The sequence below is a fragment of the Sphaerisporangium dianthi genome, from assembly GCF_042654065.1.
Lineage (GTDB): Bacteria > Actinomycetota > Actinomycetes > Streptosporangiales > Streptosporangiaceae > Sphaerisporangium > Sphaerisporangium dianthi.
This window is the reverse complement of the sequence record NZ_JBHSFP010000010.1, coordinates 146787-170345: the sequence shown is the minus strand read 5'-3', so window position 1 is coordinate 170345 and position 23559 is coordinate 146787. Positions and strand designations below refer to the sequence as shown.

28 protein-coding genes are annotated in these 23559 nt (G+C 69.2%); 16 read left to right on the top strand and 12 right to left on the bottom strand.

Annotated elements, in window-relative coordinates; translation table 11 throughout:
- Window positions 1-59 precede the first annotated feature (59 nt).
- The 3 genes from ACFO60_RS17400 to ACFO60_RS17390 are packed head-to-tail and all read right to left on the bottom strand — an operon-like array spanning window position 60 to window position 1452.
- On the bottom strand, window positions 60-374 hold the full coding sequence (locus ACFO60_RS17400) for a plasmid mobilization protein (RefSeq protein ID WP_380841389.1): 315 nt from the start codon (window positions 372-374) through the stop codon (window positions 60-62).
- Entirely contained in the window at window positions 371-571 is a 201-nt protein-coding gene (locus ACFO60_RS17395) for a DUF397 domain-containing protein (RefSeq protein WP_380841388.1), read from the bottom strand. The genes ACFO60_RS17400 and ACFO60_RS17395 overlap by 4 nt, the downstream gene beginning before the upstream one ends.
- A gap of 20 nt (window positions 572-591) precedes the next feature.
- A complete protein-coding gene (locus ACFO60_RS17390) occupies window positions 592-1452 on the bottom strand; it encodes a helix-turn-helix domain-containing protein (RefSeq protein WP_380841387.1) in 861 nt (286 codons plus the stop codon).
- Between the two features lie 251 nt (window positions 1453-1703).
- Here ACFO60_RS17390 and ACFO60_RS17385 point away from each other — a divergent pair, with 251 nt between their 5' ends.
- Window positions 1704-2141, top strand: coding sequence for an ATP-binding protein (locus ACFO60_RS17385; RefSeq protein WP_380841385.1), 438 nt, complete (start codon window positions 1704-1706; stop codon window positions 2139-2141).
- Window positions 2142-2163: 22 nt separating this feature from the next.
- Here the strand turns inward: ACFO60_RS17385 and ACFO60_RS17380 are convergent, their stop codons facing one another.
- Together ACFO60_RS17380 and ACFO60_RS17375 are read right to left on the bottom strand one after the other, a co-directional pair.
- The gene (locus ACFO60_RS17380) at window positions 2164-2961 is read right to left on the bottom strand and encodes a nucleotidyltransferase domain-containing protein (RefSeq protein ID WP_380841384.1); all 798 of its coding nucleotides are present in this window, start codon (window positions 2959-2961) and stop codon (window positions 2164-2166) included.
- Window positions 2962-3080: 119 nt separating this feature from the next.
- Window positions 3081-4562 (bottom strand): ATP-binding protein, encoded by a 1482-nt coding sequence (locus ACFO60_RS17375; protein ID WP_380841382.1) that lies wholly within the window; start codon window positions 4560-4562, stop codon window positions 3081-3083.
- Window positions 4563-4702: 140 nt separating this feature from the next.
- On the opposite strand from ACFO60_RS17375, the gene ACFO60_RS17370 reads away from it, so the two are divergent.
- The 3 genes from ACFO60_RS17370 (at window position 4703) to ACFO60_RS17360 (ending at window position 6632) form a co-directional block, all read left to right on the top strand.
- Window positions 4703-5161 carry a DUF5990 family protein gene (locus ACFO60_RS17370; protein WP_380841380.1) on the top strand — a complete coding sequence of 153 codons (459 nt, stop codon included), beginning with the start codon at window positions 4703-4705 and terminating at the stop codon, window positions 5159-5161.
- 380 nt (window positions 5162-5541) lie between these two features.
- A complete protein-coding gene (locus ACFO60_RS17365) occupies window positions 5542-6069 on the top strand; it encodes an RNA polymerase sigma factor (RefSeq protein ID WP_380841379.1) in 528 nt (175 codons plus the stop codon).
- A complete protein-coding gene (locus tag ACFO60_RS17360; RefSeq protein WP_380841378.1) occupies window positions 6066-6632 on the top strand; it encodes a hypothetical protein in 567 nt (188 codons plus the stop codon). Before ACFO60_RS17365 ends, ACFO60_RS17360 begins: the two co-directional genes overlap by 4 nt.
- A 70-nt stretch (window positions 6633-6702) precedes the next feature.
- On the opposite strand, the gene ACFO60_RS17355 is transcribed toward ACFO60_RS17360, so the two are convergent.
- Window positions 6703-7629: a CHAP domain-containing protein gene (locus ACFO60_RS17355; RefSeq protein WP_380841377.1), complete on the bottom strand. Its 927-nt coding sequence runs from the start codon at window positions 7627-7629 to the stop codon at window positions 6703-6705.
- Between the two features lie 488 nt (window positions 7630-8117).
- Between ACFO60_RS17355 and ACFO60_RS17350 the strand changes: the two genes are divergently transcribed.
- From ACFO60_RS17350 to ACFO60_RS17330, 5 genes are all read left to right on the top strand, one after another.
- On the top strand, window positions 8118-9620 hold the full coding sequence (locus ACFO60_RS17350) for an MFS transporter (RefSeq protein WP_380841376.1): 1503 nt from the start codon (window positions 8118-8120) through the stop codon (window positions 9618-9620).
- Between the two features lie 197 nt (window positions 9621-9817).
- Window positions 9818-9946 carry a hypothetical protein gene (locus ACFO60_RS17345; RefSeq protein ID WP_380841375.1) on the top strand — a complete coding sequence of 43 codons (129 nt, stop codon included), beginning with the start codon at window positions 9818-9820 and terminating at the stop codon, window positions 9944-9946.
- Window positions 9947-10464: 518 nt separating this feature from the next.
- On the top strand, window positions 10465-10593 hold the full coding sequence (locus tag ACFO60_RS17340; protein WP_380841374.1) for a hypothetical protein: 129 nt from the start codon (window positions 10465-10467) through the stop codon (window positions 10591-10593).
- Window positions 10594-11105: 512 nt separating this feature from the next.
- A complete protein-coding gene (locus ACFO60_RS17335) occupies window positions 11106-12389 on the top strand; it encodes an MFS transporter (protein WP_380841373.1) in 1284 nt (427 codons plus the stop codon).
- Between the two features lie 461 nt (window positions 12390-12850).
- Window positions 12851-12976 (top strand): hypothetical protein, encoded by a 126-nt coding sequence (locus tag ACFO60_RS17330; RefSeq protein ID WP_354840281.1) that lies wholly within the window; start codon window positions 12851-12853, stop codon window positions 12974-12976.
- A gap of 968 nt (window positions 12977-13944) precedes the next feature.
- Here ACFO60_RS17330 and ACFO60_RS17325 read toward each other — a convergent pair.
- On the bottom strand, window positions 13945-14550 hold the full coding sequence (locus tag ACFO60_RS17325) for a TetR/AcrR family transcriptional regulator (RefSeq protein ID WP_380841372.1): 606 nt from the start codon (window positions 14548-14550) through the stop codon (window positions 13945-13947).
- A 140-nt stretch (window positions 14551-14690) separates the two neighbouring features.
- Between ACFO60_RS17325 and ACFO60_RS17320 the strand changes: the two genes are divergently transcribed.
- From ACFO60_RS17320 to ACFO60_RS17310, 3 genes are all read left to right on the top strand, one after another.
- A complete protein-coding gene (locus ACFO60_RS17320) occupies window positions 14691-15668 on the top strand; it encodes a quinone oxidoreductase family protein (RefSeq protein ID WP_380841371.1) in 978 nt (325 codons plus the stop codon).
- 268 nt (window positions 15669-15936) lie between these two features.
- Entirely contained in the window at window positions 15937-16065 is a 129-nt protein-coding gene (locus ACFO60_RS17315) for a hypothetical protein (RefSeq protein WP_380841370.1), read from the top strand.
- Window positions 16066-16603: 538 nt separating this feature from the next.
- Window positions 16604-16732, top strand: a complete 129-nt coding sequence (locus tag ACFO60_RS17310) for a hypothetical protein (RefSeq protein ID WP_380841370.1) — start codon at window positions 16604-16606, stop codon at window positions 16730-16732.
- Window positions 16733-16969: 237 nt separating this feature from the next.
- Here ACFO60_RS17310 and ACFO60_RS17305 read toward each other — a convergent pair whose 3' ends face one another.
- Together ACFO60_RS17305 and ACFO60_RS17300 are read right to left on the bottom strand one after the other, a co-directional pair.
- Window positions 16970-17104 carry a hypothetical protein gene (locus tag ACFO60_RS17305; protein WP_380841369.1) on the bottom strand — a complete coding sequence of 45 codons (135 nt, stop codon included), beginning with the start codon at window positions 17102-17104 and terminating at the stop codon, window positions 16970-16972.
- The gene (locus tag ACFO60_RS17300; RefSeq protein ID WP_380841368.1) at window positions 17101-17424 is read right to left on the bottom strand and encodes a hypothetical protein; all 324 of its coding nucleotides are present in this window, start codon (window positions 17422-17424) and stop codon (window positions 17101-17103) included. Before ACFO60_RS17300 ends, ACFO60_RS17305 begins: the two co-directional genes overlap by 4 nt.
- Before the next feature lie 388 nt (window positions 17425-17812).
- Here ACFO60_RS17300 and ACFO60_RS17295 point away from each other — a divergent pair, with 388 nt between their 5' ends.
- Window positions 17813-17941: a hypothetical protein gene (locus tag ACFO60_RS17295; RefSeq protein ID WP_380841367.1), complete on the top strand. Its 129-nt coding sequence runs from the start codon at window positions 17813-17815 to the stop codon at window positions 17939-17941.
- A 334-nt stretch (window positions 17942-18275) separates the two neighbouring features.
- Here the strand turns inward: ACFO60_RS17295 and ACFO60_RS17290 are convergent, their stop codons facing one another.
- Complete coding sequence (locus ACFO60_RS17290) at window positions 18276-18932, bottom strand: TetR/AcrR family transcriptional regulator (protein WP_380841366.1); 657 nt, start codon at window positions 18930-18932, stop codon at window positions 18276-18278.
- Between the two features lie 108 nt (window positions 18933-19040).
- Here ACFO60_RS17290 and ACFO60_RS17285 point away from each other — a divergent pair, with 108 nt between their 5' ends.
- Together ACFO60_RS17285 and ACFO60_RS17280 are read left to right on the top strand one after the other, a co-directional pair.
- Window positions 19041-20057: an aldo/keto reductase gene (locus ACFO60_RS17285; RefSeq protein ID WP_380841365.1), complete on the top strand. Its 1017-nt coding sequence runs from the start codon at window positions 19041-19043 to the stop codon at window positions 20055-20057.
- A gap of 248 nt (window positions 20058-20305) precedes the next feature.
- Entirely contained in the window at window positions 20306-20434 is a 129-nt protein-coding gene (locus ACFO60_RS17280; protein ID WP_380841364.1) for a hypothetical protein, read from the top strand.
- Window positions 20435-20888: 454 nt separating this feature from the next.
- Here ACFO60_RS17280 and ACFO60_RS17275 read toward each other — a convergent pair whose 3' ends face one another.
- A complete protein-coding gene (locus ACFO60_RS17275; RefSeq protein ID WP_380841363.1) occupies window positions 20889-21455 on the bottom strand; it encodes a Clp protease N-terminal domain-containing protein in 567 nt (188 codons plus the stop codon).
- Between the two features lies 1 nt (window position 21456).
- Window positions 21457-21690 (bottom strand): RNA polymerase subunit sigma-70, encoded by a 234-nt coding sequence (locus ACFO60_RS17270; protein WP_380841362.1) that lies wholly within the window; start codon window positions 21688-21690, stop codon window positions 21457-21459.
- Between the two features lie 177 nt (window positions 21691-21867).
- On the opposite strand from ACFO60_RS17270, the gene ACFO60_RS17265 reads away from it, so the two are divergent.
- Window positions 21868-23559 (top strand): ABC transporter ATP-binding protein, encoded by a 1692-nt coding sequence (locus ACFO60_RS17265; protein WP_380841361.1) that lies wholly within the window; start codon window positions 21868-21870, stop codon window positions 23557-23559.

Sequence of the window (23559 nt, the reverse complement as noted above, 5' to 3'; positions counted from 1 at the left end):
GTACGGCTCTTCGCGTGTGGAACATCCCGCTCAACGCCGTGATCTCTCTGAAACCGGCCTCAACCCGCCTGACGTATGTGCAGAACGCTCAGCGCATCATCGAGCCGCCTGCCGGCCTCCTCCACGTCACGACGTACCCGGTCGATATCGACCGGCCGGTCGGAGAACGTCAACGCGCAGTGCCGGAGGTAGGACGAGAGCGTCATTCCCGCTTCCTCGGCCGCCCGGCGCACCCGTACCGCCTCCTCGGGGGGGAATCGCACCGAAACCATGCTGGACAAGCGATTGGATCCTGCCTGCGGCACCTCTTCGCCCAGGAAGTCCGGATCGTCGCGATGCTCGTAGTAGTACTCCGCCAGCTCCGCCTCGCTCATCCCACCTCGCCGCTTTTGAGTATACGGATGAAGGCATTCCAGGAGTCCTTCATGATCACCACTTCGGGTCCTTGGGGATCTTTGGAGTCACGCACGGCGACTGTGGTGCCGAGATAGGAAGCCTCGACGCACGCGCCGTTCTGCTGGCTGCGTGTGCTCCGGCGCCACGGTACTTCTGATTTATCGCCCTTGGGCACCCTGAGCCTCCTTATTCGGGTCACTCTAGGTCATGCATCACTTTGTTCAGGATATCCCGTGTTTCTCGTATATTAAGGGCTTCGGCTCGAAGGTGATCGAAGGCCGTCCGGTAATCTCGGACCTCGTCCGACTCCTCGACGTAGAGGTTCCCGGCGATCGTCTCCATGTAGACGATGTCGAGGTCGAACGGTTCGGGGAAGCCCAGCAGTGTGAACGGGCCGATCATGCCAGGGTGGGCGCCGAGAGCGAAGGGGATCACCTGGATGGTCGTCTTCGCCTGCTCGGAGGCGTCCAGCAGTCGGCGCAGTTGGCTGCGGAGCACGTGAGGTCCTCCCACGGGCCGTCGTAGCACCGCTTCGTCCAAGATCACCCAGAGTTGTGGTCTGTCGGGTCTGTCCAGGATGCGCTGTCGCGTCATCCGAACCTCGACGCGACGCTCTATCTCCTCTTGTTCGAGTTCCTGCGGCCCGCTCACCATGAGCGCTCGTGCGTAGTCCTCGGTCTGCAGCAGGCCTGCGACCGCAGCCAACTCGAAGGTGCGAATCGATACCGCTTCAGATTCCAGCCCGATATAGACCTGATACTGGCTGGGAAGAATGTCGCGATACGAGTACCACCACCCACGCTTTCGGGCATTCCGGGCGAGTGACACGAGGCCCTCGCGCTGCTGCTGGCCGGTGACGCCATAGAGATCCAGCAGTGCGCGCACATCATTGGGGTGTGGGCTCGTTCGCCCTGTTTCGATGCGAAAAACCTTCGTCGGATGCCAGTCGAGACGTTCAGCCACCTCGCTTTGCGTGAGTTGGGTGGCTTCACGAAGCCCCTTCAACTCGTTGATGAGTTGTCGACCTCGAACGCTTGGACTGTGTCCAGCGGGCATCGGGGTGCTCCTCCTGGCTCAGATGCGGGAAACCGATATGCAGGTCTGCATTTCAGTGGTATCTATAGTCCACTACCGCATGAAGCGTAGCCGTTGCGGAGCGTCATGGATGCTCCTTGTGTGAGATGGCCGACCGAAACGGAGTGAGACGCGGTGTGTGGGCGAGGGCGTCGCGAACGCCATCGCTCGGACTCGCCGATCCTGCGGGCTGTCTCCAGGCAATGGACCTTGCTGCCATCCGAGGAGTGTCGATGATCCAAACGCCGGACGGGCTACGCGCCGTCTGCTGGGAACTGCCCGACAACCTCGAAATGATCGGCAAGACCCGGCGCCTGGTCAAGGACGTCCTGGCCAACTGGACGTTGAGCGCTCTCGCCGACGATGTCGTCCTTGTCGTCGGAGAACTTCTGGCGAACGCCGTCACCTACGGGCAGCCGCCGATTCGGCTCTCCATGTGGGCCGGAACGGACAGGCTGTGCCTTCGGGTCACCGACCACGGCCCCGAGCAGCCGCGCACGCTCAAACTCGGCCTCGAATCCCTCCACGGCCGCGGCCTGGCCATCGTGGCGGCCCTCGCCCACGAGAACGGCGTGACGCGCCCCATCGGCCGGCCCGGCAAGACGGTATGGGCCTGCTGGCGGCTCCCGGCCAGAGCCGCAGAGGACGCCTTCACCAGAGTGGAGCTCTGAGTGATGCGGCGGTGGCCGGTTCCTACAGGTGTTCTGAGGATCTAGGCGCGAGGTCGTCGCCACGGTCGGAGCGGTGGGCTGTCACGGCGCGATCGATGGCGGAACCCAAGAAGGCGAGGGTCAGGCCGGCCCGGTGGATCAGCCACTCTTCGGTGGACGCGGTGTGGGTGCCGTAGCGGCGCCGCCTGATGTCGTCGATGACCTCGACGGGGGCGTCGAGGTCGCCGAGAACGTCCAGGGCCTCGCGCTTGGTGATCAACCTGCCCTCCCGCAGCGTCACCGTCGCCCTGGCCAGGGTCAGCATGCCGAGGTCGACCCAGATGTCGTTGAGATACCACTCCGGGTGCTCTAGGGATGGTTGCCAGAAATCCCCCAGATCGCTGATGACGAAGTCGGTGAGCTCGCCGTCGGTCACCGCCGGCAGGATGCTCTCGGGTGCCTCGCCGTGGAGGACCAGCCCGAAGGCGTGTAACTCGCGCCTGGTCACCGGAGTGACGGGCCGGCGCATGAGCTCCTCTTGGGCCCAAGTGAGGTGGGGACGCGCCGGATCGGCGGCCTCAGCGGTGGCGACATAGCTGCAATGCAGCTTCGACGCCAGGGACATGGCGCTCCCCAGATGCTCGTGCGCCTCCTCGATCAGCCGTTCCTCCTCGGATGTGCAGGGACGGTCCAGAACGGCGATCAGATCGAGGTCGCTGCGGCCCGGCTGGTAGTCGCCTCCCGCGAGAGACCCGTGTGCCCATACCGAGACCACCGGGACGACCGGCCGAATGGCGGCGAGGAAGCGATCAAGAAGGCGACCGGTCGCGTCATCTGTCATACGGAACAGTCTGCCGGGGACGGCCATCGCCGGCGGTGCGGTGCGGCCGGCCGCCGGTTGGAACCGCGCCCCGGGCGCCGAGTTGTGCAGGCACGCCCAGGGCCGCGTAGGACGGGTCGTCAGAAGACAGCGGGGCCGTAGAGGTCGGCGAGGGTGATCAGGTGGACGTCGGGGCGGCCGGCGGCCTCGCGTCGCAGGTCGGCGTCGAAGCCCGTGCGGGAGAAGACGGCCAGCGCGGCTCGCTCCGCCTGTACGCCTCGGCCGCTGAGCAGGGCGCGCACGTGTTCCAGGCGACGCAGGTCCGCGACCGTCCGTTGCCGCGTCGTGTACTTCGCCTCGCCGAGCAGTGCGACGCGGGCGTTCCTGCCGAACAGCGGTTCACCGGCGGCGAGCGCCACGACGTCCACCTGGTGCTGCGCCCGGCCTGCGGGGTCGCTGACGACGGTCTGGCCGACCGCCCCCACCGGCTCTCCAAGGACTTCCTGGGCGGCGAACCGCGACGTCCACTCGCGCGCGAGGTCTTCGAAATGCGGTCCGAGCACCTGCCTGAGGAAGGTGTCCGACGAGGCGGCCCACACCTCCTCGCCCCGCCGTTCTTCAAGGTCGGCCAGGCGACGCCACATGATCGTGTTGTAGAAGCGGACGATCGGATCCATGAGGGTGAGCTGGGTGCCGCGCTGTTTCAGCACGTCGTGCACCGGCCGGACGAACCCTGCGGTCCGCAGGACGGACAGGGGGTGGGCGAGGGCACGGTCGGGTCGGCCGATCTGGCGGCCGATCTGACTCGGGGTGCCGGCTCCCGAGGCGATCGACGCCAGGATGGAATGGTAGAGCGCGCGGTCGGTGATGCGGGGATCCTCCCGGAGGAGGTAGTCGTTCTCGTCGAAGAGCGCGTGAGCAGGGTTGAGCAAGGTCTTTGCCAGCCATGGTCCGAGATCGCCCACTCGGTCGGGTACCGGCGGGTCGATCAGCGCCCGGTACCCAGGCGTGCCGCCGAAGATGGCGTGGAGATGGAAGGCGATCTCCGGATCGGCGGCCTGCCAGAATGCCGCCGCCTCCCGGAAGTTGAACGTCTGCAGGCACATGTCCAGGACGGCGCGGCCTCGGAGGGGATGGGTGCCCGACAAGAGCTCGGACATCACCGATATCGCCGAGCCGCACAGCAGCAGGCGAGCCGACGCCCCGTCCGCGCGAAAATCCCATTCGTCGTAGACGGACTGCACCAGCGAGGAAAGCTCAGGGGCGTTCTTGAGGAGGAAAGGGTATTCGTCGATGACGACGAGGCGGTGCCGGCGCAGGGCGTGGTCCAGAGCGGTCTCCCAGCTGTCGGGGAGGAGCGCACCTTGTGAACGGCCCTCGGCCCGGTCCATGGCGTTGGCGAAGCGTCGCAACGCCGGCTGTGGTTCCTGCTCGACCGCCATCGTGTACAGACCGGACGCCGCGCGGGCCAGACGCCTCAGCAAGAAGCTCTTGCCTTGGCGGCGGCGGCCGTAGACGACTCCGATGCGCAGGCCGGGCGTGGGCGACTCGACGAACTCGCTTAGGTCGCGCCACTCCATGTCACGCCCGAAGACCTCGACCGGCTTCTCCGCCATCATCATGAATCTAGTCTAACTCCACTTAGTCTAACTGTTCCTTGGTTGTCTCACGGGGTCGATGATGTGGGAGCGCCGGGCAAGGCGCGTGAGGCGTCCGGTCCGAGTGCGCGAGCACGCAATGTGAGTGGCGGTTGAATGATGGTGTGCTGATTCGCATCGAGGCGTCCACGTTGCCGGGGCGAGAGTGTCGTCAGGCGCCGGGTTTCCCGGGTTATCGCAACATCCATGTCGGGGTACAGCGGCGGACTCCCCGGCATGAGCTGCTTGGGCTCCATCCCGGGGATGCGCCGGCGGCCGTGTGGGAGTTGGAGGCCACCACCACGGCGAAGGACGGTGGATGGGATCTTCGCGGCCCGTTCGTGCAGGGATCGCCGGGCGGCCGGTTCGTGTACCTGGCCTGGGGGACGGTGAGCGCGGCCGGGGTGTTCACGATGTTCCGGCGGGCGAAACTGCAGTTCGACGCCATCCCCTCGGAGGTGCTGGACACCGCGGTGAGGAGCGGGCTGCTGGTGGGGAGCCTGGGGTTGACCGACTCGCGCGGGCAGCCGCTGTGCGCGTCGGTTCGTCCTCCCCACATCGACTGGTCGGCCGCCTCACCCTGACCTGGTTCCGGCGGAACGCTCACACCATGTCCGTGGACCAAGCCGGCCCCCGGGACGTACCGCAGCGGGGCGCCGATGAGTGAGGGCCGCGGATGCGGGTCTCGGGAGCTTACGTGGGGGTGTCTCGCCGTCGTAATCTTGGGACCGGCATCGGCGGTTCGCGTCGGCATGTTCGACGCCACTGGTTCGACCGCGAATACGCAGGCCGTCTGTTCCACCCGCGCGCAGAAGTGCGCGCGGGCGTCTTGGATCCGCACCAGTAGGGCGACGTCCCAGCGATGGGCCGTGGACAGGACGACAGCATCCGGCCCGGCCCCTCGGCCCATGCGTCGGTTCTGCGAATCAGCGTCAGGCCACAACGGGAAGGCGAGGAGCGGCCGATGCCACCACCTCGGGCCAGTACCGCCGAGTTCGACGCCCTGTTCAGTTCGCTGCTCGCGAGGCTCTATCGCCGGGCGGTGCTGCTGACGGGCGAGACCAACGCGGAAGACGTCGTGCACGAGGTCTACCTGAAGCTGGTCGGGAAGCCGTCCAGACTGGTCGACCATCCCGAGCCTTACGCCTACGCGTTCCGCGCCATGGTGAGCGTCGTCCGTGACGTCTGGCGACGCGACGAGCGCCTGGTTCTGACGCCGGAGGTGGACGAGCGCCTGCCCGGCGACACCTTCGGAGATCACGGCCGCGACGCGGAGATGGAGGTCGTGCGACTGTTACGGGGCCTGTCCGCCAAGCAGGCCTCCGTCGTCATCCTGGTCGACCTTGACGGCTACACCGTCGACCAGGCCGCGGAGTTCCTCGGTGTGCATCGCGGGACCGTTTCCAGGTCGCGCCAACGGGCCATCGCCAAGCTCCGGCAGACCATCGAGATGGAAGACGCCCGCCAGGTGACCGAAACCGAGACACGATGATGGACAGACGATCTCAGGCCGAGCAGCGGCTGTCCGCCGGGCTACGAGCGGCCGACGACGCCATCGTGGTTCCCGACGGGCTCGAAAGCCGGGTGATGAGCCTCCGCCCCGGTCGAGTCGTCCGCAGGACGCGGTGGGCGCCCCTGGCCGCGGCGGCCGTGGTGGCCGTCATCATGATGGCGGCCTCGTTCGGGGCCGGAGCGCTGTGGATGCGCGGCCACGACCAGGTGACCCCGCCGTTCCAGGGCGACGGCGATCCGCTGGTCCTCACGGTCTACAACGGCGAGGTGCCGTGCCGCGCCCTGCGCACGCTGGAATGCTCGCTGGGCCTCATGAAGGACCCGCGCGGGCCCCTCATCCCCGGCAATGTCGTCGCCCGCGTCTGGCACGGCGATCGGGTCGTCGCCGACTGCGTGGTCGCCGACGGGACGCTGATCGCCGACGAGGCCGGCATCTCCACCCGGCGCTGGTACCACGTGACCCTGGAAGGCACGCGCGTCACCGGCTGGCTGCCCGGGATCAGAACCCGCAACACCACCGAGGTGGCCGCCTGCCGTTCATAGCCGTACGGCCGGGCGCCGCGAAGGGCGGGTGCGAACGCGGTCCGCACCCGCCCCGGAGACGGGAAGGGCGTCAGCAGTCGCGGATGACGACGCCGCCGTTGTCCTTGGCCTCGTCGTTGCCCCAGTGCTTCAGGTAGTACGCGGACACGTACTGGTTCTGCCAGGGGCTGCCCGAATCGAGGTCCGTCCGCAGCCACCAGTGGTTGTAGTCACTGCCGACCTGGACGATCGGTCCCCAGACCTTGCAGAACACGTAGTTGGTCCCCTTGTTGAGCGTGCCGGTGCGCGTCCCGCCCGGAGTGGAGTAACCGGCGGCCGCGGCGAACGTGTCCACCCAGTACTTGGAGGGAGGCGGCGGCGGGGGAGGCGGCGAAGAGCCGTCGACCGGCGCCGAGTACCCCACGATGGAGGAGCTGCCGAGCGCATAGCTCTTGGCCCGGGTACGGCTCGGGCTGCCGGAGTTGCCCTCGATCGTGTACACGCTCGAACCGTCGTTGGAGGTAACGATGCCGACGTGGTTGATGACGCCGTCACCCTCCCAGTCGAAGACCACCGCGTCTCCGGCCACCGGCTGGTAGCCGGAGGAACGGGTGTGCCAGGTGCCGTACTGCGTCCCGTAGTTCTTGAACGATGACGCCCACCCCGTGAGGACGCCCCCGCTGCCCTCAGAGATGTCGGCGTACGGGACACCCGCGTTCTTCCAGACGTACTTGGCGAAGTCGGCGCACCAGTCGCTCGCGCGCCACTGGACCCCGTCGCTGCTCGGACAGCCGGACGCGCTCTTCCACGTCCGGAACACCCCGGTGTAGAAGTTGCACACCCCGTCGCCGTTGGACCCCGAGGCATAGTTGCGGGACGAGTTGGCGAGCTCGGCCTGGGCGACCGACACGATCGTGGCGCGGCTGACCGCGGCCGCCGGCGAGCCGGCGATCGCGACAAGGCCCGTGGACATCAGCCCCACGATCCCGATGCCGGTGATGAACCGCCTTAATGTCATCGCGGATCCTTTCTGACCCGGTGCCCTCGCCTGCGGAAGCAGGGTGCGGACCGTCCCGCGCGAGAGCCCGGTCCTTGGAGGGTTGGGAGACTCACCGAAGCCGCCAGGACGGGAGACGGCCGTGCGGTGCTGCCACCTACACGTACGAGCCGCCGGGTTCGTATGACTCGACGGCGAAAGTGGTTCGGATTCCATGGCGAGACGACGGGGCCCCCGCGCCGGCACTCGCCGTCCGGGCCGCGTTTGCCGTCTGGGCCGCGTTTGCCGTCCGGGGCGTGCTTCCTGTCCGGGGCGCGCTTGCCGTTCGGGGCGTGCTTTCCGGTAGCCCGCGGCGGCCGTTGATCATCCGCTTCGCGTGTGAGTAGCATGACAGCGCTTCGGCCGCGCCTGGTGGCCTCGTTCCACCGGCCTGTGGCGCCGACCACGATCGCGCCATGCCGCGGTCGATTCGGGTCCGTCCGTACCGAGTGCCGTGATCTGGGGGTCGGGTGTCCATCTCTCTCGGAGCGCAGCGGGCGTCGGTCGCGTTGGCGAACGCCGCGTTCGTCCTGGCCGGGATCAGCGCGGGTGTCGGCGGCGTGCTGCTGCCCTCGCAGATCGCCGACTATCGGGTGGACAACGCCACGATCGGGATCACCTTCTTCACCTTCTCCGCCGGGTTCATGCTCGCCGGGGCCACCTCCGGTGTGCTGATCCACCGCTTCGGCATCCGCGCCGCAGTCGTCGCCGGCTGCGGCGCGTACGTGCTGGCGGCGCTGTACACGGCGACTCGCCCGCCGTTCGCGGCGTTCTTGGCGGTGCAGGTGGTCGCGGGGTACGGTTCCGGCCTCCTGGAATCGGCGCTCAACGCCTACCTCACCAGGCTGCCCGCGGCGACGACTCTGCTCAATCGCCTGCACGCCTTCTTCGGGGTCGGCGCCCTGCTCGGGCCACTGCTGGCCGCCTGGGTGCTCACTCTGGCGCCGTGGCCGGCGGTGTGGCTGGTGCTCGCCCTGCTCTGCCTGCCGCTGGCGGCCGGCTTCCTGGCGATCTATCCAAGGGACGACGTCGCGCCCCGCCACCACGAGACCATCACCGGCCCGGACGCGGCCACCACAGGTCCGGGCACGGCCCCCGCCGGCTCCGGCGTGGCCGCCACCAGCTCGGGCGTGGCCGCGCCCGGTTCGGGCATGGCCTCCGCGGCGGACGAAGAGGGCGGACACCATGCGGAGATGACGGCCGCCCGGCACGACGCACGGGACGACGCACCGCATGACACCCCGCACGATCCCCTGCGTGACGCACCGCAGGGCGCACCGGACGACCCCCCGCGTGACGCACCGCCCGACACGCCGCAGGACGCACCGCGTGACGTACCGCCGGTCGTCGCCGGTTCGGAGGACTCCGAGCGGGCGGGGGGCGGGCTGCTGGCCGGCGTGCTGCGAGCGCCCGCCTTGCTGCTGGCCTCTGCCCTCCTCTCCGTCTACGTCGGCCTCGAGGTCAGCGTGGGCAACTGGGGATTCACCTTTCTCGTCCACGAACACGCCCAGCAGAGCCTGACGGCCGGATACACCGTCAGCGGCTACTGGCTCGGACTGACGCTGGGCCGGTTCCTGATCAGCCCGGCCGCCACGCGCATCGGGCTGACGGCGACAGGCATGGTCTTCATGTGCATGGTGGGCATCATCGCCGGCGCCGCGCTGACCTGGCTGGCTCCGGGCCCCGCAGTGGCCGGTGCCGGCTTCGTCCTGCTCGGCTTCTTCCTCGGGCCGGTCTTCCCCACCGTCATGGCGGTGGTGCCGAGACTGACCGCCGCCCGCCTGGTGCCCACGGCCATCGGCGTCCTGAACGGGATGTCCGTCATAGGCGGCGCCGCGCTCCCCTGGCTGGCCGGCGTCATCGCGCAGGGTGTCGGGCTGTGGACCCTGATGGTCTTCGCCCTGGTCCTCGCCCTGCTGCAGCTCGTCCTCTGGCAACTGGTCGTCGCACGGATGGCGGGGGGACGCGCCTAGAAGGAGCCGGCCGATGCGTTGACCTGGGATGACGCCGTACCCGGGTGCGGAGAGGGGATATGGCGGACCCGCCTGGCAGGAAGTGGCCAGCGGTGTGCAGCTTGCTGCCGCCGAATTGTCTGTTCCGAGGGCTTGCAATACCGGAGAGTTGTTCTTGCAAGGACGAACGCACAAGCCCTCCGGAAAAGAGAAAAGAAATGACCTCCTCCACTTTCTCCGCCGCCTTCACCGCTCGTTCCGCCGGCACCACCTGGGACTCCTTCTCGCGCACCGCCGGCACCACCTGGGACGGTTACTCCCGCGCCGCCGGCACCACCTGGGACTAAAAGCAGACGGAATCACCCGCAGCTATCGAAGAACCGTCGTCCGATGAGCATCCGCCGATACACGTGAATGAAGAAGACCGCCGCAGGCGGTGAAGCGAAACAGCACCACCCGGCACCCCGGCCGTCCCCTTCGAGTCCTGAGCCGACAAGACGAACGGGACCTCCAGCGAATCAAGCGCCGCACATTCTCCGGCAGCCGGAAGACTCCTCGATTTTCCCGTCAGCGCCGACGCGCGTCTGATCGCCGCCTCGCCGCGGCTCTCCTCCCTGAACCCCGCCCCGCAGGCCGCTTGCCTCGCCGCTCCTCCCGCGCCTCCAGACGTCCCCCTCGCGTATGTCTTGGCGCCTCTTGTGCCATGGGGGACCCCGGGCTTGCCCACGGCGGCCGCCCGGATGGCAGGAAGCGGCCACGGGCATGCAGCTTGCTGCCGCCGGATCGTCTGTTCCGAGGGCTTGCAATACCGGAGAGTTGTTCTTGCAAGGACGAACACACAAGCCCTCCAGGAAAGAGAAAAGAAATGACCTCCTCCACTTTCTCCACCGCCACCGCCGCTCGTTCCGCCGGTACCACCTGGGACTCGTACTCGCGCACCGCCGGCACCACCTGGGACGGTTACTCCCGCGCCGCCGGCACCACCTGGGACTAAGAAACGCGATTGCCTCGGAAAAATCACACGCGATCGATGAACAGACGAGAAGAACCGGCGGGCGCCACCCGCTGAGAGATGAACGGCACGACCCGGCCGACAAGAATCGTCGCCCCGCATAACGGGCTTGACGGCGTCGCCGGAGAGAACATCGGAAGCACAGCGCTCTGCCGCGATTCCCGGCCTTTCGCCAGGGTAATTCCCAGGATTCCGATCCGGTCGAGGACGGCCGGCCCGCTCGCCCGGCCGCATCGCCCTCCCTCCGCTCCGCGGGGCCTCCCCACTCCGCCTCTGCGACCCTCGCCGACCCTTGCCGCGCCTCGCCGACCTTCGCGACGTGAACCGCTGTAGAAGCCTCGGTGTGCCCGTCCGGGGTGATTCGGTAGCATTGCACCGCTTCATCCCCCATGGTCGCCTCGAACCACCCGCTGATGGCACCAACCGCGTCCGCGACCTTCGCGGTCGTCCGGGGCTGTCCGCGCCGACCGCTGTCATCTGGGGGATTCGTGGCCATGCCTCTCGGCACGCGCCGAGCATCGGTCGTGCTGGCGAACGTCGCCTTCGTGCTCGTCGGCGTCAGCGCCGGCGTCGGGGGCGTGCTGCTGCCCTCGCAGATCGCCGACTATCGGGTGGACAACGCCACGATCGGGATCACGTTCTTCACCTTCTCCGCCGGGTTCATGCTCGCCGGGATCACGGCCGGCGCGCTGATCCAGCGTCTCGGCATCCGCATGGCCCTCGCCGTTGGCTGCGGCGCGTACGTGCTGGCCGCGCTGTACACGGCGACCCGTCCGCCGTTCCTGGCGCTCGTCGCGGTGCAGGTGGTCGCGGGGTACGGCACCGGCGTCCTGGAGGCCGCGCTCAACACCTACCTCACCAGGCTGCCCAACGCGACGACGCTGCTGAACCGCCTGCACGCCTTCTTCGGGGTCGGCGCCCTGCTCGGGCCGCTGATGGCCGCGTGGATCCTCACCCTGGCGCCGTGGCCGGCGGTGTGGCTGGCGCTGGCCCTTCTCGCCCTGCCGCTGGCGGCCGGCTTCCTCACGATCTATCCCCGGGACGACGTCCCGGCCCCCCGCGACACGGCCCACCGTGGCCGGACTCCTCAAGACGGGACTTCCTCGGACCAGCCCAGCCACGCCGCCGCCGACTCGGCCGCCGCCCACGGCCCTGAGCCGGCCGGGCGCGGGCTGCTGGCCAGCGCCCTGCGATCGCCCGCGGTGCTGCTGGCATCCCTGCTCCTCGCCGTCTATGTCGGCCTGGAGCTCGGGGTGGGCAACTGGGGGTTCACCTACCTCGTGGAGGAGCAGGCGCAGCCGAGCCTGATCGCCGGGTACGTCATCAGCGGGTACTGGCTGGGCCTCACGCTGGGCCGGTTCCTCGTCAGCCCCGCCGCCGCCCGTGTCGGGCTGGGGGCCGCCGGCATGGTGTACGCGTGCCTGGCCGGCGTCACCGCCACCGCCGTGCTGACCTGGCTGGCGCCGGTGCCCGCTGTGGCCGCCGCCGGTTTCGTCCTGCTCGGCTTCTTCCTCGGCCCGATCTTCCCCACGGTGATGGCGATGGTGCCGAGGCTGACCTCCGCGCGCCTGGTGCCCACGGTCATCGGCGTCACGAACGGGGTGTCGCTCATCGGCGGCGCTGTGTTCCCCTGGCTGGCGGGCACCCTCGCCCAGGGGGTCGGCATGTGGACCCTGATGCTCTTCGCCGTGATCCTCGGCCTGCTGCAACTCGTCATGTGGCGCTCGGTCGCCGCGCGAATGGCCGCGGAGCCGGTCCCGGACGCGGCACGCCTTTAAGGGTCTTTTCAAAAGCGCCGGACAAGATGAAAGCGCACCGTTTTACGTACCTGTTCAACCGGTGCGGTGCGGCATTCGCATTCGCGTATCGCGGCATCAGGGCGTACGGTCACCCGCGCGCCGCCGAGGCCGAGAACACGCCGTTGATCTGAGGCCGGCCGCCGGGCGGACCCCAGTGACGATCCGGCGGGTCCGCCTTGTCGGGCGGACCGCCCGCGCCGCCGCGGCACGCCTACCGGAACCGCACGGGAACGGCCACAGGTCAGCCTTCGTTGAACCGTGTCTGACCTGCATCGATGCCATGTTCGGCCACTGCCTGCGGACAGTGCGCCGGGCGGTGGCAGGAAGTGGTCAAAGGGGTGCAGCTTGCTGCCGCCGTTTCACCTGTTCCGCGGGCGCGGAATGCCGGAGAGTTGTTCTTGCAAGGACAAAACAAAACAACTCACGAAAAGAGCATCGAAATGACCGCCACCGTTTTCTCCGCCACCGCCACCCGTTCCGCCGGCACCACCTGGGACTCGTACTCGCGCACCGCGGGCACCACCTGGGACGGTTACTCCCGCGCCGCCGGCACCACCTGGGACTGATGATTCGAACCCGATTCCGGCGACATCGAATCCATCCCGATCATCATGAAGACCCTTGACGGAACACTGAGCTGAACAGCACCGTCCCGCCGACAGAGAACGTCGGGCGCCGCATCGCCGCCCTCGACGCCATCGGCTGATCAGGACGAGAACGAAGCCTCCGGGTATCAGTGCCACCGCCGCGGACGTCCCCACCGGCCCGTCCCGCCCGGCCATACCCCCGAAAAGCCTCATCTGCCCTCCCTCGGCGTCCCCGCACGCCCATGGGCATGAGCTCGCCCGCGTTTCACCGCCCCGCGCCCGGGTAGTCGGGGGGACCACCTCACCGTCGTGCAGGCGCTCGGGCGCCTGAACGGCCGGTGGGCCGGCGTCTCTCACGCGCGGTGGCGCCGCGCACGGGTGTGGAGAGGGCATATGGCGCGGAACGTGGCAGGAAGTGGGCGAGGGCGTGCAGGCCGCTGCCGCCGAATCGCCTGTGCCGAGGGCTTGCCGGGCCGGAGAGCTGTTCGTGCGAGGACGAACATGAAGCCCTCCAGAAAAGGGACAGAGAGATGACCGGCACCGCTCACCGCTCCGCCGGCACCACCTGGGACACGCACTCGTGTACCGCGGGCACCACTTGGGACGGTCGCTCCCGCGCCGCGGGCATCACCTGGGACTAAGAGCATCGAAACGAAAACCCGATCGACGATCGCACGATCCGCCCCGACGATCAGCACAACCGTTCGAACAAGGCGCCCAGGCCGCCGGCCTGACCGTACCGAAGAGAGAGTCGTCCAGCCGAAAGAGAACGTCGACAGGCGGATTCCCGCCTCGACGCCATCGGCGGACCACAGAACGACGAAGCACCTCGCATTCCCGGTGTTCACGCCGACGCCGCGGTTTCTCCACCGCTCCGGCCCGGGCCATGCCACCCCCCCCGAAGACCGCCTCGGCCCTTCCGCGCCCTGGCGCGCCCGTGCGCCCGGTCAGCGGTGCGGCGGGGGGACGAGCAGGGCGGTCGCCAGGGTGCGCAGAGACGCCGCCAGGCGCTGGGCCTCACCCTGTTCGAGCAGCCGCAGGATCGGGTCGCTGTGCAAGGTGGCGAGCAGGACGTGCGCCAGGAGCTCGGCATCCAGGTCGGGACGCTCCTCGCTGATCAGCGCGCTGACGTGGCCGTGCCAGAACCGGTAGACCGGGTGGTCCTCCCTCGGCGTCTCTTCGGACTTCGGCGGCGCCGTGACGGCGTGCCCGAGCGCGACCAGGAGCCCCTTGTTGCGGCCGGCGACCTCGACCACGGCGTCCAGGAATGCGATGAGCCGCTCGCGCGGGGGAGCGCCGGGGCCCAGGGGCGGCGGACCGCCCTGTACGGCCTCGTGTAGCGCGAGGGCGCGTTCCTGCATGAGCGCCAGCATCAGGCCCATGCGGTTGCCGAACCGGTGGAACACCGTGCCCTTGCCGACGCCGGCCGCCGCGGCGACCTGCTCTATCGAGATCTGCTCGGGCCGGTGCCGTGCCAGAAGCTCCTCGGTCGCCCGCAGGATCGCACGCCGGTTGCGCGCGGCGTCGGCGCGTTCGTGACGGCCCTCTGCCATCTGCTCCCCTTCCCGTCGCAGGTTCGGTCCTGACGTGACCATCTTGACGGCTGTTCGGGAATGGACATCTGGACCAGCGGTCCAGTACGGTCTAACTTGACCACTGGTCCAGTTATTGTCCCCCCCAGAGGAGTTTCGTCATGCGCCGAATCCGTTACCACCGGCACGGCGGCCCCGAGGTCCTGACCATGGAGGAGGCGGAGGTTCCCGCGCCCGGTCCCGGCCAGGTGCTCATCCGGGCCGAGGCCATCGGAGCCAACTTCGTGGACACCGTGTTCCGCCGCGGCACGGCCGGCGGATCCGCCTTCCGGCGCCCCCTGCCAGGCCTGCTCACCGGAGACGTCGTGGGAACGGTCGAGGCCGCCGGGCCCGGCGTCGACATCCGGCTCACGGGACGCCGTGTCGCCGCCCTGGTGTCCGAGGACGCGTTCGCCGACTACGTCGTGACGGACGCGCGATGGCTCGCCGAAGTCCCCTCAGGGCTCGACGACGGCGCGGCGAGCATGCTTCCCATGGCCGCCCCGGTGGCGCTGCGCATCCTGCGCACCGGCCGGCTCGCGCCTGGCGAGACCGTACTCGTGCACGCCGCCGCCGGCGGCATCGGGCATCTCGCCGTCCAGCTCGCCAGGCTGCTCGGCGCCGGCCGGGTGATCGGCGTCACCGGTTCCGCGGAAAAGCTGGACTTCATCCGCGAGCACGGCGCCGACACCGCCGTCGACCACACCGACGACGCCTGGCCTGACCGGGTGCGCGAGGCCGCGCCGGACGGCGTGGACCTCGTCCTGGACTCCGTGGGCGGCGATGTCCTGCGACGCGGCTTCGACCTGATGGCGCCCTTCGGCAGGGTCGTCGTCTACGGGGCGGCCAGCGGTGAGCTGTCCCAGATCTCCGTCGGCAGCCTCTTCGCCCTGAGGTCGGTCACGGGGTTCTCCCTGCTCGCCTGGCGGGCGGCCGACCCGGCCGGGGCGCGCGAGGAGATGGACGAGGTCGCCGGGCATTTCGCGGCCGGACGGCTGCGCGCCACCGTCCACGCCCGCCTGCCGCTGGCAGAGGCGGCCACCGCGCACCGGCTGCTGGAGGAACGGTCGCATCGCGGCCGCATCCTGCTGCTGCCCTGAACCGGCACGGTTTCGCGACCCCGCCGCCGGGTGGTCGAAGCTGCCACCTTGGCCGCCGCGCATCCCGCACGGCGGCCAAGGGTGGTGCCCTCACCTGCGGCGACGCCTCGCATGGGCGCGGAGAGGAGATACGGCGAGGACGGCTGGCAGGAAGTGGTCGGCGAGGTGCAGTTTGCTGCCACCGAATCGCCTGTTCCGAGGGCTTGCAATACCGGAGAGTTGTTTGTGCAAGGACGAACGCACAAGCCCTCCGGAAAAGAGAAAAGAAATGACCTCCACCGCTTTCTCCGCCGCCCTCTCCGCTCGTTCCGCCGGCACCACCTGGGACTCGTTCTCGCGCACCGCCGGCACCACCTGGGACGGTTACTCCCGCGCCGCCGGCACCACCTGGGACTAGAAAACGTGGAATTGCTGGAAAGCCGAACCGCATACCCTGCGGCACTCGTAGGACCGCAGAAGAACAAGCGCCACGACTAGAGCGAGAACAAACTTAGCGAAAGCAGCAGAACGAACGTCAGCCAAGAAGATCGAGCCGTCGAGATCCCGCGTTCAACGCGACGCCTCCGGCCACATCGGCTGACCATCGGACCGAAATCAAGCACCGCACGTCGAACCGCTGAACTGCGTCGTGCCCGGCCTCGTTCCCCTTGGGGGCGCTCGCGGTGAACCTGACAGCGCTCCCGGTGTGTCCGACAACGCCCCCGGTGAGCCGGACAGCGGCTCCCGGCCCCCGCATGCGGGTTCGTGCGTGACGCGTCCGCCCGTCGACCGTGGGCACTGCCCCAGCGCGTCCGCATGTCCCCCTTCCCGATGACAGGAAGCGGTCAGCGGCGTGCAGCTTGCTGCAGCCGAATCGCCTGTTCCGAGGGCTTGAAATACCGGAGAGTTGTTTGTGCAAGGACGAACGCACAAGCCCTCCAGGAAAGAGAAAAGAAATGACCTCCACCGCTTTCTCCGCCGCCCTCTCCGCTCGTTCCGCCGGCACCACCTGGGACTCGTTCTCGCGCACCGCCGGCACCACCTGGGACGGTTACTCCCGCGCCGCCGGCACCACCTGGGACTAATCGCACGAACACCTCGAATTCGGAGAATCGCATCACCGGACCATCGCATCACCGATCGTGAAACCCTCCCGCCGGACACGGCGTGAGCAGAGAACGCCGGCCGTCCGGAGACGTCGCCCTCGGGAGCAGACGCCCGGAACCATCAGGGCCGTTCCTCGGAAATCATTCGAAGCGCCGCACATTCAACGGCGAAGAGCCGCTTTCAGGCCCGCGCCGAGCCGGCTTCCGCTCGGCCGTTCAGCGCGATGTCGCGCCATCCGGGTACGGCGCGAACGGTTCCAGGACGACGATCTCATTGCCCGTTCCCGCGACGATCTCGCCGCTCGGGCCGGCGGCCAGGGCCTGGACCGGATAGGGCAGCGACCAGTTCATGATCGCCTTGCCGGTGCGGAGATCCGCGAGACGCAGCATGCCGTCCCTGCCCCCCCGTCACGGCGACCGGGACGCCCGCGACGGTCGTGCACGCGACGATCGACACCATTCCGGACCCGCAGTTGAGCACGGCGTTCGACATCGGCGACGAGGTCCCACAGGTCGCCGTAGAACGCCATCTCGATGTGGTCGTGCGCCAGGCGGCCGTCCGCCCCCGCCCGGGTCAGCCCGTCGAGCAGCGCGGGGATCCAGTCCTTCAGGAGCTGCCGCTCTCCGAGCTGCTGCTTGCCCACTCCGTGTACGCAGACCACTCGCGCCATCGGCAGCCTCCACACACCGTGATGATCCGCCCACCCAAGGAATACACCTCTCAGAGCCCGCACGACCAGAGAACCGGTGGTGTGCTTCGGCGGAGGAGCGGGGCTCCGGGCGGTGCGCGGTCACGTGGGTGCTCCCCGAGTGCGGCGGTGCGGATTCCCGCGGTGCGGTGGTGTGGGCGGCCTCGATTCCGGTAACCGGGATGGACGGCTCTGACCTGCGGTGATGCCGGTTCGGGACAGGGAGGAAAGGGCGTTGGAACCGGGTGGCAGGAAGTGGTCAGGGGCGTGCAGCTTGCTGCCGCTGAATTGTCTGTTCTGAGGGCTTGATTTGCCGGAGAGTTGTTTGTGCAAGGACAAACACTAAAGCCCTCCTGGAAAGAGAAAAGAAATGACCTCCACCGCTTTCTCCGCCGCCCTCTCCGCTCGTTCCGCCGGCACCACCTGGGACTCGTGCTCGCGCACCGCCGGCACCACCTGGGACGGTTACTCCCGCGCCGCCGGCACCACCTGGGACTAAGCGAAGGAAACATCTCGAAAAGCCGAGGCGACGAGCCCGGCGAGAAACACCTCGACCTCCGGAAAGCCGAACCAAGGAAGAACTCCTCACGCAATATGACGTGAGTGGAGAACGAAGAACCGCCCAGCCGATCCGAGCGCACCGCCATCGGCGCCGTCGATTCACAGAATCCGGTGAGAAGGCCCGCTCCGCAGGATCATCCGAGCGCCGCACATTCAAGGCTCTCAGGCCGACGCCGAGCCGACCTCCGTCTCACGGACTCTTCACCCGTCGTACGCGGCCGAGCCGGCCTTTGCCTCACGGACTCTTCGTCCGTCGTACGCAGCCGACGTCCTCACGTTCCCGCGCCCCGCTCCGCCGGCGTTCCCGTGTTCTCCCTCGTGCCGGCGGTCCCGCCTCCCATGTCCCGCCGTGCCGGCGGGCGGAAGCCGTCGAAGAGGACTTCGAGGGCTCGGGTGCGCAGGGAGTCCTCCCACTGGGTGCGTTCGACCGCCATGCAGGCGGCGCCCAGCAGCGCGAGCAACTCTGGCATGCGCAGGTCGCCGCGGACCACGCCCTCGCGCTGAGCGCGGCCGAGCAGGACCTCGATCAGGGCCCGCATGTCGCGGGCGAGGTCGGAGGTGCCGTGCTTGACGTCGACGCCCGCGTCGGTGAGGGCGTCCGACAGGGTTCTCTTCTCCGCCGACATCTCGACGATGCGGGTCAGGAACCCGAAGAAGGCCGCCTCCGCGTCGTCGGTCGCGGACAGGGTCTCGCCTTCTTCGACGAGCCTGCCCAGCCGCTCTGCGATGATCGCCTGGTACAGGGCCTCCTGGGTCGGGAAATGCCGGTAGATCGTGCCGAGGCCCACCCCGGCCTCCTGGGCGATGGCCCGCATGGACGCGGACAGCCCGTCGCGGGCCAGGACCGCCTCGGCGGCCTCCAGCACGCGCGCGCGATTGCGCCTGGCGTCCGCGCGCAGGGGCCTGTCCGCCGTGTCTTCGGCCGTCACTCTCTCACCGCCCTCACATTGACTTCCGGAACGCATGTTCCGTATCGTCGCCACACCAAAGCGGAACGCTTGTTCCGATCCTAGCGTCAGGGGAAGGCGGGAACGCGCATGACGACGTACACGACGATGGGCCGGTCGGGTCTGAAGGTCTCCCAGGCATGCCTGGGGACGATGAACTTCGGCACCGCGGGCGTCGCCGGCTGCGACGAGGCCGAGGCCGTCCGCATCGTCGACGCCTTCCTGGGCGCCGGCGGCAACTTCATCGACACGGCGGGAAACTACTCGGACGGCCAGTCAGAAGAGCTCGTCGGCCGGGCGGTGAAGGGAAGGCGCGACGCGGTCGTGATCGCGACCAAGGCGTTCTTCCCGCAGGGACCCGGACCGAACGACAGAGGGCTGTCACGCGCCCACCTCACCAGGGCGCTGGAGGCGAGCCTCCGCCGGCTCGGCACCGACCACATCGATCTCTACCAGTGCCACGCCTGGGACGCCGCGACTCCGATCGAGGAGACCATGGCGACGCTGGACGGCTTCGTCCGCTCGGGCAAGGTCCGGTACATCGGCTGCTCCAACTTCACCGCGAGCCAGATCGTCGAGGCGCAGTGGGCCGCCCAGCGGGCAGGGGGGACTCCGCTCATCAGCCTGCAGCCCCAATATTCGCTGATCAAGCGCAGTGTCGAGGCCGAGATCCTGCCGGTCTGCCGGCGGCACGGCCTCGGCGCCCTGGTGTGGTCGCCGCTGGGCGGCGGCGTCCTGGCCGGCCGGTACGCGGCGGGCGCCATCCCCGACGGCGACAGCAGGATCGGCCGGCTGCTGGCCCTTGCGGCGCCGGGCGCGCGCGCGTGGGCCGATGATCTGCTGAACGCGCGGACCCTCGCCGTCGCCGCCGAGGTCGGGAAGGTGGCGGACGAACTCGGCGTCACGTCGGCGGCCGTCGCGCTCGCCTGGGTGCGGCGGCGTCCGGGGGTGACCTCCGTGATCATCGGCCCGCGCACCGTCGCCCAGCTGGAGGGCAACCTCGCCGGATTCGTCCTCGACCTTCCGGCGGAGATGGTCGCGCGCCTTGACGAGGCCTCGTGGGCCGACGGCCTCACGCCGGTGACGGGCACGCTCGCCACCGGCTGACCCGGCGGAGGCCGTCCCGCATGACGCGGCGGTGGGGTGGCGCCGATTCCGGCGATCCGAGGGAGGGGCGTTGACCTGCGGTGATGCCGGTTCGGGACAGGGAGGAAAGGGCGTTGGAACCGGGTGGCAGGAAGTGGTCAGGGGCGTGCAGCTTGCTGCCGCTGAATTGTCTGTTCTGAGGGCTTGATTTGCCGGAGAGTTGTTTGTGCAAGGACAAACACTAAAGCCCTCCAGGAAAGAGAAAAGAAATGACCTCCACCGCTTTCTCCGCCGCCCTCGCCGCTCGTTCCGCCGGCACCACCTGGGACTCGTGCTCGCGCACCGCCGGCACCACCTGGGACGGTTACTCCCGCGCCGCCGGCACCACCTGGGACTAGGATTTCCACCGATGACGGAAGCCGAACACCGAAGCCGATGACAGATTCGAAATCGATGCGCACCGGATGAGGAGATCTCCCCGCCCGCCGAAACCCGTAGAGAAGTCGAAATCCCGTAGAGAAGCCGAACACCCCCGTCCCGGACCATTGAAACGCACCACCCGGCCGACTGAGACCATCGCGATCCGGATCACCACCGGAATCCCGGACGATGGCAGCGGCGGCGTCGAAAGCCACGAATGACGGAAACGCCGGAATCTGAAACGGCGACCATCGTCGGCACGAGATCGACGCGGATGAGCACCCGTCCCACACCCCGCGCCCGGTTTCCCGTGCGCCCCGGTCCCTCCGCCTGCGTTCCTGGCGCCCGCCTGGGTCTGGTTCGCGCGCCTGTGGCCCTGGTTCGCTTCGTCCGTGTCCTAGCCCGGACTGACGGAGGAGGAGGCGGGGCGCGTCAGTTGAGTTCGGTGCGGATCTCGCTGCGAAGGGTGTCGAAGTCGATGTCGGCGTCTGCGAGGACGCGGGCGGCCAGGCCCTCGCCGTCGCGCAGGATGCCGAGGAGGATGTGCCCGTCGCTGATGTAGTTGTGCTTGAGGTTGATGGCCTCGCGCAGGGACAGTTCGAGCACCTTCTTGGCCCGGCGGTCGAAGGGGATGTGGGCGAAGGTGCCCCGCGAACGGCGCCGGGAGCGGGGGGCGCGGTCGAGGGCGCCCGGGCCGAAGGCCGCTTCGACCTTCTCGCGGATGGCGTCGAGGTCGATGCCGATCGCCTCCAGCGCGTCGGCGTCGATGTCGTCGGCGCCGGGGGCGGGCGGCGTCGCCAGCAGCCGGGCCACGGCGTCTCCCGCCCGGTCGTGGTCGAGGCCGTGCCGGGCCAGGACGCGCGCGGAGACCGAGCCGGGCTGGGCGAGCAGGCCCAGAAGGACGTGCTCGGTGCCGATGTAGTCGTGGTCGAAGGCGCCGGCCTCTCGCCTGGCGTGGACGACCGCCTGCCGGGCGTCCGCGTGGAATCTCTCGAACATGTCAGTTCTCCCGTCTTAGCAATCCGCGGCCGCCCGCGTACTTCTTGTGGACGGCCTGCCTGGTGACGCCGAGCAGAACCGCGATCTCCTGCCAGGTCCAGCCCTGCTCGCGGGCGTTGTCCACCTGGAGTGCCTCAAGCCGCTCGACCAGCGTCCGCAGCGCACGCACGGCCCGGAGGCCGATGGCCGGATCGCGGCTGCCGGCGTCGGAGGCCAGCTGTGCCGTATCGCTCATGGACGTCAATATAGGTTGACAGCCCTCGCCTGTCAACCATCGTTGACGTCGAGGACGGAAAAGTGAAAGATCTTCGACGCGGCCGGGGTGGGGCGGCGGGTTTTGGCTGGTGGACTGGCAGAGCGGCCGGAAAATCGATTGCCGCGCCGGGGTTCCGGCTGGAAGCCTGGAGGTGCCATGCGCTCCCTTCCTGTCGCCGATCCCGGCGTTCCCGATGCCCGCAGTCCGATCCGGTACCTGTGGTGGGTGGCGCGCGCCCAGAGCGGGCCCATACTCATCGGCATCGGCTACGCGATCTTGTGGTGGCTGAGCCAGGCGCTGGTCCCGCTCACGCTGGGCAAGGCCGTCGACAGCCTCACCGCCGACGACGCCGGCGGCCTGGTCCGCTGGTCGGCCACGTTGCTCGGCCTCGGCGTCCTCACGGCCTTCGGCGGGGTGATGCGCCACCGCCTCGCCGTCTTCAACTGGCTGGCCGCCGCCTACCGCACGGTGCAGGTCACCGTCCGTCAGGCCACCCGGCTCGGCCCGACCCTGCCGAAGCTGCTGTCCACCGGCGAGGTGATCAGCGTCGGCAACTCCGACATCGCCCACATCGGCAACGCCGTGGACATCGTGCTGCGCGGCGTCGGCTCGATCGTCGCCATCGGCGCGGTCACCGTCATCCTGCTCGTCACCTCACCCCAGCTCGGCCTGATCGTCCTGATCGGCGTGCCGGTGATGGCGGCGGCGCTCGCCCCGCTGCTGCGGCCGCTGCACCGCAGGCAGCACAGCCAGCGCGACCTGCAGGGCGAGCTGGCCACCCGGGCCGCGGACATCGTCGCCGGCCTGCGGGTGCTGCGCGGCATCGGCGGCGAGTCGGTCTTCGCCGGCCGCTACCGAGAGGAGTCCCAGCGGGTGCGGGCGGCCGGAGTGCGGGTGGCCTCGGTGGACTCCACCCTGGACGGCGCCCAGGTCCTGCTGCCCGGCGTGCTCATCGCCTTCGTCACCTGGCGCGGCGCGCACTACGCCATGGACGGCGTCATCACCGTCGGCCAGCTCGTCGCCTTCTACGGTTACGCGCTGTTCCTGGTCGGCCCGCTGCGCACGCTCACCGAAGCCGCCGACCGGCTCACCAAGGGCCACGTCGCCGCGCGCAGGGTCGTCCGCATCCTCTCGCTGGACCCCGAGGTCGCCGGCGCCGGCACCGCCGCCGCCAAAGGGGGCGACCTGGTGGACGCCTCCTCCGGCCTCGCGCTGCGCCAGGGCCGGTTCACGGCCCTGGCCTGCGCGGTCCCCGAGGAGGCCATCGCCCTTGTCGAGCGGCTCGGCCACTACGTCGCGGCGGAGGTCACCTTCGGCGGCGTCCCCCTGGGCGAACTGCCGACCGAGGAGGTCCGCCGCCGCATCCTGGTGGCCGACAACGCGGCGCGGCTGTTCAGCGGACGCCTCGCCGACCAGCTCGACGTCTCCGGTCAGGCCTGCGACGCCGCCGTGCGCGAAGCCCTGCACGTCGCCTGCGCCGAGGACATCGTCGACGCGCTCCCCGAAGGGCTCGCGTCGCACGTGGCCGAGGCCGGCCGCGAGTTCTCCGGCGGCCAGCAGCAGCGCCTTCGCCTCGTCCGGGCGCTGCTCGCCGACCCCGAGGTGCTCATCCTGGTCGACCCGACCAGCGCCGTGGACGCCCACACCGAGGCCCGCATCGCCGAGCGGCTCGCCAAGGCCCGCCTGGGCCGCACGACGCTGGTCTGCACCATGAGCCCGCTCGTGCTCGACCGGGCCGACACCGTGATCTTCCTGGCGGACGGCCGCGTGCGCGCCGAGGGATCCCACCGTTCCCTGCTCGCCTCCGACCCCGAGTACGCCGCGACCGTGACCCGCGGAGGAAGCTGA